This is a genomic window from Anaeromassilibacillus sp. SJQ-5, from assembly GCF_054108045.1.
Map to the genome: position 1 here is coordinate 2,880,187 of NZ_JBPJWQ010000001.1, position 13,337 is coordinate 2,893,523.

Annotated in this window: 8 protein-coding genes; 4 read left to right on the top strand and 4 right to left on the bottom strand. The window is 55.9% G+C overall.

Annotated elements, in window-relative coordinates:
* Positions 1 to 15: 15 nt before the first annotated feature.
* From ACSAMM_RS12210 to ACSAMM_RS12225, 4 genes are read right to left on the bottom strand one after another with little or no spacing between them, the layout of a single operon-like run.
* Positions 16 to 2,142 (bottom strand): YIP1 family protein, encoded by a 2,127-nt coding sequence (locus tag ACSAMM_RS12210; RefSeq protein ID WP_457791646.1) that lies wholly within the window; start codon positions 2,140 to 2,142, stop codon positions 16 to 18.
* A 13-nt stretch (positions 2,143 to 2,155) separates the two neighbouring features.
* Positions 2,156 to 3,049 (bottom strand): ABC transporter permease subunit, encoded by an 894-nt coding sequence (locus ACSAMM_RS12215; RefSeq protein WP_178726216.1) that lies wholly within the window; start codon positions 3,047 to 3,049, stop codon positions 2,156 to 2,158.
* A 60-nt stretch (positions 3,050 to 3,109) separates the two neighbouring features.
* Complete coding sequence (locus ACSAMM_RS12220) at positions 3,110 to 4,030, bottom strand: carbohydrate ABC transporter permease (RefSeq protein WP_457791648.1); 921 nt, start codon at positions 4,028 to 4,030, stop codon at positions 3,110 to 3,112.
* 51 nt (positions 4,031 to 4,081) lie between these two features.
* Positions 4,082 to 6,958 (bottom strand): extracellular solute-binding protein, encoded by a 2,877-nt coding sequence (locus tag ACSAMM_RS12225; protein ID WP_457791650.1) that lies wholly within the window; start codon positions 6,956 to 6,958, stop codon positions 4,082 to 4,084.
* Between the two features lie 305 nt (positions 6,959 to 7,263).
* Here ACSAMM_RS12225 and ACSAMM_RS12230 point away from each other — a divergent pair, with 305 nt between their 5' ends.
* From ACSAMM_RS12230 to ACSAMM_RS12245, 4 genes are all read left to right on the top strand, one after another.
* Complete coding sequence (locus ACSAMM_RS12230; RefSeq protein ID WP_457791652.1) at positions 7,264 to 8,865, top strand: hypothetical protein; 1,602 nt, start codon at positions 7,264 to 7,266, stop codon at positions 8,863 to 8,865.
* Positions 8,866 to 8,904: 39 nt separating this feature from the next.
* Complete coding sequence (locus ACSAMM_RS12235) at positions 8,905 to 9,846, top strand: hypothetical protein (protein WP_457791654.1); 942 nt, start codon at positions 8,905 to 8,907, stop codon at positions 9,844 to 9,846.
* Between the two features lie 204 nt (positions 9,847 to 10,050).
* Entirely contained in the window at positions 10,051 to 11,289 is a 1,239-nt protein-coding gene (locus ACSAMM_RS12240) for a hypothetical protein (protein ID WP_457791656.1), read from the top strand.
* A 144-nt stretch (positions 11,290 to 11,433) separates the two neighbouring features.
* Positions 11,434 to 13,218 (top strand): metallophosphoesterase family protein, encoded by a 1,785-nt coding sequence (locus ACSAMM_RS12245; RefSeq protein WP_457791657.1) that lies wholly within the window; start codon positions 11,434 to 11,436, stop codon positions 13,216 to 13,218.
* The last annotated feature ends 119 nt before the right edge of the window (positions 13,219 to 13,337 follow it).

The window sequence follows — 13,337 nt, forward strand, 5'->3', positions numbered from 1 at the left end:
TTGGGCACCTGCCTTTCACATGCGGAAGGTGATTTCGTTGACGATGTTGGTGATTAAGTCCACCATCCGGCCCGTCAGGCTGAAGAATATCATGACCAGGAACAGGATGATGGCGATGCCGACCACCGTTAGCAGGGACACCACGATGTTTTTCCCAAAGGAATATTCGTGGGTCACCATCATGCCGAAGAAGATAAGCAGGCCCATCCAAAAGGAGCCCACAGCCATCACGAAGCTGAGAATAGACATTTCCTCTGTGATAAGGAAATTGCTGAAGATGGTACAGGGCAGATTGAAGAGGGTCAACGGTATCAGCGCATAGGAGGCGGCAATGTAAATATCCCGGAAGCTGCCTTTGCCGTCCATCAGCGAGGTCAGGCACCAGTTGGCCACGATCCACAGCAGGAAGGGGGCCAGCAGATTCACCAGCGCCTCCAGCACGTCTCCCTTTTCGCCCAAGAGATAGCCCTTGCCCAGCACACTGTACAGCTGGACCAGCAGGGTAACGCCCAGCCAGAAGGTGGCGCCCCGCATACCGCCCCGCCTTTCATGCTTCAAATCCCAGAAGCCGTCGAAGGGGTGGAATATTACATGGAACCCGTATACGATTTCCTCCCGGAAACCGCGGGGAGCGCCGGAAGGCTTCAGACGGCCGTTATAGGCCTTAGCAAAAGCGAAGAATTTCACCAGCAGCACGATCAGCACCACCGCCCCCGCCACCAGAAGCAGGCCGATCTTGTCGAGAATGGTCTGCCGGTACAGCTTATAGGCCCTGGAATAATAAGAGCGGTTGTTGATCAAGCGGAAATTTTCCATGGCTGCCTGATAATCGCCCTGTTCCAGTAAGGTTTTGCCGATCCCTAGATAGGCCAGATCGAAATTGTTATTAAGCCCAGCCAATTCCCGCCATCCGGCCATCGCCTTATCGTATTCTCGGTTTTCCTGATAGCCGATGACCTCGTCCACCTTCCTGCCGTAAGCGGTTTTGCGGAACAGGGTGATGGAGCCGTCCAGGCTGTCCAGCGCCAGCAGCCTGTCACCGTCACAGGCCACGGAGGCCAGCTGACCGAACAGGCCCAGCGCTTCCCCCTCGCCGCCGAAGGCGTAGAGCAGGTTGCCGTAGGAATCGTAGGTGAACAGCTTGCTGTATTCCTTGTCGACCAGCGTGTACATGCCGTTGCCCATCAGGGTGACCTCGCTGATGGAGGAGGGATCCACCGGCTCCTTGGCACCGGTATACGCGTCGAAGTTGATGTCTCCCACCGGCGGAAAAAAGCCGGTACGGCTGAGCACATCGGTGCCGGAAGGGTTGATCTTTTTGATAGGCGCATAGGAACTGTCGGCAGAACGGGTCCAGATGGTGTTGTACAGGGTATACCGATCGATGGAGGAGGCCGTCACATAAACGAACCCCTTATCGTCAATCGTCAGATTGCTGTATTCCACCGGCACAAAGCTGGTGGTCATGGCTTTTTGCTCCTCCGTCATGAAGGTGCGCCAGAACAGCTCCGCCAGATTGGGCTTGACCCGCTGAGCGCCAATAAAGGCCTCAAAGCCGCCGTTTTTGTCCAGAGCGATGACGCCCATATTGGTGTTCATGGACACCACATAAATGCGCCCCGCCTTGTCCACCGCCACCGCCTTGGGGTTATATTTGAAATTTTCCGGCAGAATGTCGGCGCTGGGCGGGTCGATGGTGGTCACGTAGGCGTAGTCCTTATCGAACACCACCAGGCGGCCGTTATCGGTATCCGCCACATAGAGCCGGCCGCTCGGGGCGGAAAACACCCCCTGCGGTTTGTTGAAGGTGTCCGGCTGCCCGTTCTTGCCGGTAAACCCGTCCAGGATCTTAACAGCATGCAGGGTCTGGGGATCGAGGACGACGATCCGGTTATTCTCCTTGTCCGCCACCACAAAATTGCCGCGACCGTCCCGGATAATGTCGGCGGGGGCGTTGAGCGTGCCGGCCTCGCCGAAAGTGGACACCTTTTTATCCGGCGTATAGGCGCTGGGAGAAATTTGCACGTCCCCTTCGTAGGAATAGGTATACGTTTCATACGGGGGTTCGGCCAGGACGGGAAACGCCCCCGCCGCCAGCGTCAGCAGCAGCGCTGCCGCCGCGATTTTTTTCGTCAGCTTCAAACCGTCACCCCGCTTAATCTTTCATGCCGGAAGTGGCCATGGTTTCCACGATATTGCTCTGCGAAATCACAAAGATAACGACCGGGACGCTCATCATGACGATGGTGGCCGCCGCCGCCGTGCCGGAACGCGCGATGCCGCCGGCCACGATTTGGGTCAGAGCGTAGTTGAGGGTCTTCAAATCCTCGCTCTGGATGAGCACGTTGGTGCCCGTATTCCAAAGCCCCTGGAAGGAGAAAATAATCAGGGTCAGCCATGCCGGCTTGACCAGAGGCATGACAATGCGCCAAAAGGTGCGCCATTCGCCGGAGCCGTCAATACGGGCGGATTCCAACAGCGCGTCGGGAATACTGGTCTCCATGAACTGCTTCATCAAATACAGCCCGAGGGAGGAGGCGAAAGCCGGAAGAATCAAGGCGGAAAAGGTGTTGATCATATGCAGCTTGGTCATGATGAGAAAGCTGGGCACCTGGGTGACGGCTGTGCTGAACATCAAGGAAAGCACGATAATCCGGAAAATCAGATTCTGCCCGGGGAAATGATGCTTGGCCAGCGCATACGCGCACAGGGAGGCGACGATCACATGCCCCGCCGTGCCCACCACCGCCACAAACAAGGTGTTGAACAGGTAGCGGGAGAAGGGCACCCAGCTGTCGCTCATCATCTCGAACAAGTCCGAAAAATTTTTCACCGTGGGATTTTCCACGAAAAACCGCGGCGGATACATCCACAGCTCATCCAGCGGCTTGAGGGCGCTGCAGATGGAGTACACCAGAGGTAGGGCCATGAACAACCCCACCAGCGTCATCATCACCACAATCGCCAGATTGCCTCCCAGCGAACGGTTGAGATATAATTTTTTTTGCCGGCGCCGGCGCGCCGGTCGCTGCACCGCCGTTTTATCCATTAGCAGCCACGCCTTTCCGTTCAGGTTGCGGGTAAACCCGCCGATTATCCGATCGCCGCGCTATTCGCCCACCTTGGCGATAAGCCTCTGGGCCAGAAGGTTGGCCCCCACCATCATGAGGAACAGCAATGTAGCGATCGCCGAGGCGTACCCCATCTCAAAGCGGATGGTGCCGTAATCGGTCAGGTGGTTCATAATCGTGTGCGCGGCATAGTCCACCGTGGGATAGCCGCACAACGCGGTGATCAGGGTGCCGACATTGAAGGCCGAGGTGATGCTCATCACCGCGCTGAACATCATTTGAGGCTTAATCATGGGCAGCGTGATATACCACAGCTCCTGCCACCGGTTGCGCACCCCATCGATGGCCCCCGCCTCGTAGTAGGTTTTGTCCACCCCCTGGAAGCCGGCGATAAAGGACAGGAAGCTGGTGCCGAGGCTGACCCACAGGGAAACCACAATCACAATCGGCAGAATATACTCGGTGTTCTGCAGGAACTGAATGGGCTTCTGGATAAGGTTCATCTTGGTCAGCAGGCTGTTGACATAGCCATACTCGTCGCCGCTGAACATCACCTGCCAGATGAGGTAAATGTTGCCCGAAATCGACGGCGCATAAAATATCAGGGTGACAAACGCGCGCATCTTCGGCTTCAATTCGTTGATAAACCAGGCGAACAGCATGCAAAGCAGGTAGCTGCCCGGCCCCAGCACGACCGAAAGGATGATAGTGTTCTGCACGCCCTTGAGAAACACACTGTCGTTGAACAGCAGGCGGGTGTAATTAGCCAGCCCGGTGAAACGCGGCGGCTCCAGCACGTTGAAGGAGGTGAAGCTGAGCACCAGGGACACCGCCACCGGCAGCACCACGAAGATGAAAAACAACGCGACATAAGGCAGGATAAACAAATAGGAGATGCGGCTTTTCTTCATTTCCTGCCAAAGCCCGCCTGGCGCCCGCAGGGTCTTTGATCGTCTCATTCGTATGACCAATCCTTTCGCATACGAGGGTGGGGGCAAGGGATCCGGGATTTATTTCACGCCGAACTCCTCGCGCTTGCGCCTGAGCTCGTCGTTCAGCTCCGGCACGTATTCGGACAGAACCTCCACCGGATTTTCCGCCATGTTCTGGGTGCCGGAACCGTTATACACCCGGTTGAGGGCGAAGGTGATGACACGGGTGAGATAATACCCGCCGGGCACCTCCGGCACGGCGCGGACATGCTCGAGCTGCTGCTGCAGGCTTCGGGATTCCGCGCTGCTCCAGGTCATCTTCGTCAGCGCCTCCATGTTGGCGGTGGGCTGCTTGGCCGCCGGTCCGAGAATGGTCTCCATCTCCTTGGCGAACGCGCTCTGCACGTCGGCAGACATCCACCATTTCAGAAATTCCCAGGAAAGATCGGGGTTCCGGCTGCCGGCCAGGATCATATCCCCCATACCGGTGCCCACCGAAATGTTTTCCGTCGTCCCGTCAGCCTTCTTCTTGCCGGGTACTGGAATGAATTTCCATAACCCTTTGATTTCCGGCGCGAAAACGGTCAGCTGATTATACATGGTGTAGTCCTGGATGCCGCAGGGCATTTCCCCCGAGCGGAACCGGTTGGGAAAGTCGTAGGTAATCGGCAGATCGTACAAGGTGAACATTTCGGTGAATTCCACGAAGGAGTTGAGCGCTTCGTTGGATTTCAGGTTGGTTTTTTCGCCCTCGTTTATATATAGATCGCCGCCGTTCTGATACAGCAGCAGGGCATAGCCGTTGATATCCTTCGGAAAGGCCATGGACAAGTTTTTCTTCTGCAGGTCGGGGATCATCTCGATGATGTCGTCCCAGCTTTCCGGCTCTTTCAGTCCCAGCTCCTCGAAAATATCGGTACGGTAAAAGAACATGGGGAAGGTAAAGGTTTCGGGAAGAGCGTAGGTTTTTCCCTTGTATGTATATGGTTCGACGGCGGCGGGATGAAACCAGGAGGCCACCTCGGCGTAATCCTTAAACTGCGTAAGATCCAGCACCGCGTTGCGAACGGCGTAGTTGATAGGCTCCGACACCGGATTGTTCAGCACCACGTCCGGGCCGAGCCCCGCCAGCACCGACTGCAGCAGAGTTCCCTGCGCCACCAGCTCCAAATTCACCGACGCTTTCTGCTGACCGGAAAAGCCGGTGTCGATCAGCCGTCGCAGAATTTCCGCCTGATCCCGTCCGGTCTGAATCCAGACCTTCAGGGACTGATCGTACGAGGCGTCACCCGTCTGGCCCACGGCGCTGTAGTCGGTGAAGAAGCTGGAAATAAAGCACTGCACACCGAAACCCAGGCGCGAGAAAAAGCCGGCATCGGCGGCGGGCAGAGCCGCCCCTTCGGGCGCGATATAAATCCGATCGATCTGCAGCGGCTGCTCGTTGGCGCTGAGCAGCCAGGTACCGAGGGAGCCGATGTTGGATTTAAACTGCTCCAGGTACTTGGCAATAGATTCGGGGTTGTCGTACATCCGCCCCAGCTGGAACACAATTTTTTTAATGATAGACGTATAGCTGCCGCCGGTGCCTGTCTGCGCGTCGATGGTATCCACAACGTTTTGCAGCAGGGCTTTCTGCCGGCCGAATTCCGCTATCTCCTCGGGAATCAGCGCTTTAAAGTTATAGTCCCGATAGACGTCGGGGGAAGTGCCGGCGATCATGATGATTTTGCGGTACACCTCGTTGAGCGTGGTCAGGGAGGCCTGAACCTGGCCGATCACCTCCGCCACATCGCCCATCACCACCTGCAGCGTCAGCTGGTGGGTGCCCTTTTCCAGATAAAACAGATACGGTTCCGCCCCGCCTAAGGCCTCCAGCTGCCAGTTGGCGTCGTATCCGAACCGCAGGCTTTCCGCCTCCTTGAAGGGGACCTCGCCGTCGATCAGCAGCCTGCGGCTGGTAAAAATACCGTCCAGGATATTCTGGCGGAACCGGGGAGCGATTTGATACAGGCCGGATTCCTTCACTTGGATGGTCCAGGTGACGGACTCCCCCACCCGCTTCCAGCTCGAACCGCCCAAAGTGTTCAGCTTGACGGCCGATGCCGACTGCGGATAGGTGGTCGGCGAGCTGCGATCAGAGGCCGGCAGGATGGACAAGTCGCTTTTAAGGGTCGGTTTTTCCCCTTCCACAAAGGCGAGAGGCACCTGCGGCGTGCCGCGGCCCGCCGCCTTCTGCTGCGCGAGATACGCAGCGTAGGGCATCGGTTCCACCGGCGCGGCTATCCGAATGCTATGTACCGCCAGGCTTCCCCGCACGCCGGTCAGCCGCAGCGTGTGGCTTCCCGCCGCAAGCGCTATCCGGAACGGCGCCGCCACATAACCCGACGCGTCCTGCAGGCCCGTCTCGGACCAGCGGACGATTTCCACGGCGTCGGGCTTGATATCATTCCCCGCTACATTGGTCTTGATTTCACCCCGCTGCTCATAGGTTCGCTTGAATGCCAGAGCGCTCAGCTCCCGAAACGGAGTCTTCCCATCGATTGCGGCACTGGCCTCAATATCGCCGCTGGAAGCACTTCCCGCAGCATAGGTAATATAAATTTGATATAATCCTTCTTTAGGGACAGAAAACGTCCATTCCACAAATCCTGTGTCGGTTAGAATCGCGCAGCTTTTGCCCGTATCCTTAAAGTTGTCCGTCGTCTGTGTGTCCGCGGACTGGGCAGAGGGAACCGTTACCTGGGCGGCGTCCCCTTCGGCATCGGAAACGGTTTGGGCTTTTATATAAGACGTATACGTTTGCAGGCCGACGGCCGAGGCGTTATTGTCGGAGGGCAGCGTCTCCCCCTCCGCTTTCGCAGGTCCGGCGGCCGGCAGCGCCGCCAGAAGAAGCAGCAGCGCAGACGCGGCGGCGGCCAGCCTGGGTGATGTCTTCTTTCTGTTCACTATACGCATCCCAAGCCCTCCAGCGTTTCTATCACTCTATTTGATATATTGAATATAGCATTATTCGCATGATAAGTCAAGTGGTTTTTCCTATTTGCTCTAATAAAATGGCAGGTATCGCAAAATTGTTGTCTAATTTAAGCGCGAATATTTTTAAATAATTTTGTCATAATGGGTAAGCGAGGGATATAAATTTATTTTTGACTTATATTTTTTTGAAAACTGTTGACACATAAATATCCATTTGATATAATGCTGTTAGAAAATTAGACGCAAAATACATGCTTGAACAAATAAAAATTGGAGGAAATACGATGAACGCAAAAAAGCAGCTACTCACATCCGTCCTGTGCGCGTCTCTTATTCTGGCCAGTTTTGCCGGATGCTCCGGCAAAGAGAACCCTGGCAGCGCCCCTGACAGTTCGGCTGGCGTGAGCGTCTCGTCCGACATGGGTACTGCCTCGCAAGGCGGCGAAGAAAACCCCGACGCCAGCGGCGAAGCGACGACCACCCCGGCGACGGATACCAACGGCAGCCAGGTCACGCAGGCCACCACCAGCAAGAACAATGTCTCCGGCGGCAAAACCACCGCAAAGCCGGGCGGAAGCAAGGGCAATCCCCTGGAAGGGGTCGATCTCAAAGGTGCGACCATCGTCATTGGCACCAGCAGCAAGGATATGTTTAACACCAAGAAAGGCAGCAGCAAGCGCCTGAACGCCATCGCGGATCGTTTCAACCAACTGCAGAGCAAGCTGCACTGCACCATTAAGGTGGAATACAAAGAGGATTCCGACGCGCTGTACCAGGCGGCCTTCAACGCGAGCATGTCCGGCAAAAAATACGCCGACATTCTCATTCCCCACGCCTATAAGACCTGTGCGTATTTGTCCTCCAATATGCTTGTGCCGCTGAACAATATACCGAATATCGATCTCAGCCAGGCCTATTGGAAGTCGGCGGTGGACACCATTTCCACCTTTGGCAAGAATACATACTTTGCCGCCACGCCGGGCAACGAGCATCTGACCGGCTCCCTGGTGCTTTTCTTCAACAAAAAAATAGCCAAGAGCCTGAACTGGGATCCCTACGCACAGGTTAAAAATAACCAGTGGACTGTCAGTGAGCTGCGCCGTGTGACCAAGGCCGCCACCCGGGATTTGGACGGTAAGTCCGGTATGACCGCAGCCGATCAGTGGGGTATGGCCCAGATCGATCCCGGCACCGCCGGCATGATGGCCCTGCTCACCGGCTCCAACCTGGAAATGATTAAAGGCAGCAACGGTAAATTCACCTACAATATGGATAACAAAGATATCATCAACACCATCAACATCGGCAAAGCCCTGTTCAAGGACGACAAGGTCAACTACGCCGGCAAAGCGGACGCCGACGACATCAAGCTGTTCACTTCCGGCCACGCGCTGCTCCTGTCCGGCGGCTTGTCCAACGTGGAGCAAATCACCAACATGGACGACGATTTCGGCCTGATCCCCTTCCCTCATAGCGACAGCCAGAAGCAGTACCGTTCCAATGTGGACTGGAACTACACGGTCATGATGGTTCCGAAAAACCCGAAGAATCAGAAAGCTACCGACGTGGAAGCTCAGAACACCGGCAAATTTCTGGAGGCTTTCGCCTATCTGTCTCAGGACACGATGAAAGCCATCAAGCAGGAGTACGCCGATCGCCATTTCCGTGACGATGAATCCAGCGATATGCTGTCCATTATTGAAAAGGGGTTGAAAATGGACGCTGCACAGATTTTTGGCGGCCAGAGCCTCTGGCCGATTCACGACGGCACCTTCCGCGTCATGTATGAAACCATCGGTGACAATAAAGACCCTCAGACCCTGGTGGATGAACGGAAAAAGGCCGCTATCACCGAACTGGAGAAACAGCTGGCTAAAATCAAGTGATTTCACGCTATCATTTCGGTTACGGAAAGGAAAAGAATGATGCCTGCGAACAGCTTAACGTTTATCGGAAGGCAAGATTTTATCTGGGGTATATCCGGCCATCACAAGGGCTACGCCGCGTATCCGGAGGAATATCTGGAAGAGCAGATTCAAAAGGCGGCCGGGCTGGGCGTCGATGTCTACCGCCTGAATTACAGCCCAGAAACGTCCGAAGATTTCGCCTATCTCGATCGAGTTTTGGATCTCTGCGACGCCAACGGCCTGCGCCTGTTTCTTATCCTGTTTGATCGCAAATTTACAAAGGACGGCCTGACACCCGACCAGCTTTACGACAAAACCCGTGCCGTCTCCGAACGATACAAAGGGCGGATCCCGCTGTATCAAATATCCAATGAGCAGGATCTAGCCTGTCTGGATCTGGTGAATTTTGAAGGCCCCGACGGGGATCGACCGGAGCATTTTGTCCGGGAAGACTACCTTCTCGCCCGGGAGGCCATGCGCGCTATTATGAAAGGCGTGCGGGATGGGGATCCGGAGGCTAAAACGGTCGTCAACTTCTCCTGGAAGCACTGCGGCATCTTGGAAATGCTCTCCGCCGACGGCCTGGAATGGGATATCAACGCCATCGACTGGTATTCAGACATGGACAAAGCCGCCGATGTCAACACGATTTTAGACCGGCTGTTTGCCCTTCCCCAGCAGGAAGTCATTGTGGCGGAAGCGAATCAATGGGGCGGCGATTATTGGGAAGACGAGCGCGCCCAGGCCGACTACCTGCTGGACGCCATGAGCCGTTTTTACCACCATCCCAACCCGAAGGTGAAAGGCTACATGATATACGAACTGCTGGACGAACCCGCTTTGGAAAAGGGCGAGGCGCATTTCGGGCTGTTTCTGAACGATAAAGACGGCCATATCGGCCGTCCCAAAACCGCTTACGGCGAAATTGCCCGCGTCCTGAACAAGAACGGCGCCCGCTGAGACCGGGACCCGGACGAAAGGTTGGATAATCCATGAGAAAAGGACTTTGGAAATCCCTTCTTTGCGGCGGACTCTGCGCCGCCCTTCTGGGCGCGGCCGCCCTGCCGGCAGCGGCTGCCGGTACGGAGCTGACCCAACGCAGCGACTTTATCTGGGGGGGTCAACGGCCACAACAAGGGATATGCCGCCTATCCGGAGAGCCAGGTGGAAAAGCAGATCAAGGTGGCGGCCGAGCTTGGGGTGGGCATTTACCGGTTTAACTACAATCCCGCCACCCTGGATGAAATCGAATATCTCGATTACGTTGTCAAGCTCTGCAAGGCATACGGCCTCAAAATGATGCTGGTGATGGACAATTCCGGCCCAGCGCCTAACAGCGACGGATACCAGTCCTCCAAAGAGGCCTCTTACATCTCCGCCCTGGCCGATCGCGGCCGGATGATCGCCGCCCGGTATGCGGGCAAAATCGATTACATCCAGATATTCAACGAAGTGGATATCCCCTGCCTGGTCAACGGACAGGGCGGCGACGGCAGCAACGTCAATCAGTTCAACCAGACCTGGCTCGCCATCTACGCCAAGCGCTTCAAGGCGGTCAACGACGCCATCAAAGCGGAGAACAAATCGGTGAAAACCGTCGTCAATATCAGCTACAAGCATACAGGCCTGTTCGACTACCTGGCGGATTACCAGGGAGGCGTCAATTTCGATGTCATCGGCCTCGACTGGTACTCCAACATGGGCAGCATGACGGATATGCTCACCTACCTCACCCGCTACAAGCAAAAAGAGATCATCGTCTGTGAAACCAATATTTGGGACGGTACCGAGGGCAAGTATGAAGCCGAGCGCACCGCTTACTTGACCAAGGTCATGAAAGAAGCGTATTACCATCCCTCTAAAAGAGTCAAAGGCCTGATTTTCTATGAGCTCCTGGACGAGCGCAATTTGGTTGAACACGAAAACGAGGCGTGGTTCGGCCTGGTCAACTGTGACATCAACGGCAACATCGGCGCGGTGAAGCCGGCGTACAAGGAAATTCAAAAGCTGCTGGGCGGCAAGGCCATGGATACCATTCACGTGGATCGGGATTCCCCCTGGGATGACATCGACTCCCCCACCGATCCGACTGTTAAACCCACGACCAAACCGCCGGCCGTTAAAACGACGACAAAAGCCACGGGAAAACCCACCAGCCAACCCAATACCACGACCGTAACCGACGCCGTGTCCAGCGGCAGCGGCGAAACCACCGGCACCGACACGGCAGAAGATAGCACCACCACCGGCACCGCCTCTGCCGCAACGACGGCAGCGACGTCCACAGAACCGAAGGGCGGGGTTCCCGTCTGGCCCTTTGTCGTCGGCGGCATCGTCCTGGTGCTGGGCGGCGGCGGATTTGCCGCCTGGTGGTTCCTGTTGCGTGGTAAAAAGGCCTCGTAGCCGGTTTCCAAACCTCCAAAGATTTCGGGTGGTGGTGTGCGCTGTTGCCTCGGTGCTTTGCGGCAGACCGAAAATCTCCGGACATGCGTGGTATTTTATAAAGCACAAATAGGGAGGGCAAAAATTGAAAGTCAAAAAAAGGCTTTGGCGGCTATATCCAGCCTTTTGCTGGCGGCGTCCGCTTGCGTTCCGCTGTCTGCCTCTGCGGACAGCGCTCTCTTGAGCACGGACAAGGCGGCCTATACCGAGGGCGAGGCCATTATGATAACAGCGGCCGGGACGGGCAATGACTGGGTAGGCATATATAAAAACGGCGAGATGCCCGGCGCGGCGATACAATCCATCCGGTGGTACTACGTGGCCAAGGACGGCAACACGTCCGGGAAAGCCAAAAATATTTTTGAATCCGAATATATCGTCCGTCAGGATTTGAAGAATCTGCCCGCCGGGGAATACACCATTTTTTTATGTGAAAACGACGGGTATACGGTGTTGGCGCAGACGGGCATCACCATTAACGAGAAGAACACGGCTCTTGTGGCGCCAGCCTCCGCCGTCTATGAGCGGAACAACCGCTTCACCGGTTCGGCCGACGGCAAGCTGACCATCACGGCCAGCAAGGACGCGATCCCGGATTCCTATGCGGCTTTCTGGGGGAATGCGCAGGGGAAGCTGGCGGACTATACCTCGTTTCCCCTGATTAAGGCCGCCGGAGAGGTCACCACGTATACGATGGTGGCCAACACCCTGATCCCCAACGGCGCCGATCGGATTCTGGTGTACGCCGCGCGGGGCAAACGGCTCTCGGAAACCTATGCCACCGCCATGCTGCCGAAAGGCTGCAACGAGTATGATTTCGGCAAACCGCTATATGAGTTTCAGGTATTCAGCGACATCCATCTGAGCGATAACCCCGCCACGGCGGCTATCCACAACGAGCATTTCACCAGTGCGCTCAAACAGGTTAAGCAGCTGTCCCCGAACAGCAAAGGTATCATGATCAACGGGGATATCGCGGACAACGGTACGGTAAGGCAATACGAGCTTTATCAGGATCTGGTCGAAAAGGCCGGCTTTGATCTATCGCAGGTGCGCTGCGCCATCGGCAACCATGATTTTTATGGGCCGGGCAATGATAAGCAGAAGCTGTTAACCTTCCTGGAATACACCAATCCAGATTCCAAAACGATTTATTTTGACGAGTGGATCGACGGCGCCCACTTCATTTTCCTGGGCAGCGAGATGGGCGGAAACGGCTTGTATGCCTATCTGTCGGATGAGCAGCTGAACTGGTTCCGGGAAAAGCTGGCGGAAAAGCGGGATGAAAATCGGCCGATCTATGTGTTCCTGCACCAGGGACTTATCGATACAGTGGCGGGCACCTACGAATATCAGGGATGGCACGGTATTGACCGGGCGGAGGAATTTGCCGCGATCCTCAAGGACTATCCCGAGGTCATCCTGTTTAGCGGCCACAGCCATTGGGAAATGAATTCCGCTTCCAACATGAAAGAGCGGGATGATAAGCTGCCGACGATTTTCAATACGGCCTCCGTGGCCTATCTGTGGAGCGACGCGCAGGCCACCATCGAGGGTGCGCAGGGATATTTTGTCAAGGTGTACAAGGATAAGGTGCTGGTTCTTGGCCGGGACTTCGACAACGAGCAGTGGCTGGCCTCGGCGCAGTACCTGGTGCAATATGGCTCGGAGTCCCCTGTGGAGCCGGAAAAGCCGGATTCCAGCGTCTCTCCGGAACCCCAGCCCACGACGCCAACCACCGAACAGACGAATACCGCTTCCGATGCCGCCTCTCCCACCACCGGCGATTCGGGCCTCCTGTATGTAATGGCTATCGTGGCAGCCGGGCTTGCGAGTGCAGGGCTCTATTTCCTTCGCAAAACCAATAAGACATCCGTCACGTCTGAATAAGCCATATCTGTGAGGATAGGGTTCCTTTCCAGACACCTAAACCCATTGCCTAATGATTATCGTCTGCTATGCTTCAACCCGGTAGGGCAGGCAGCAAAAAAGCCCAGAGGTATAAAGAC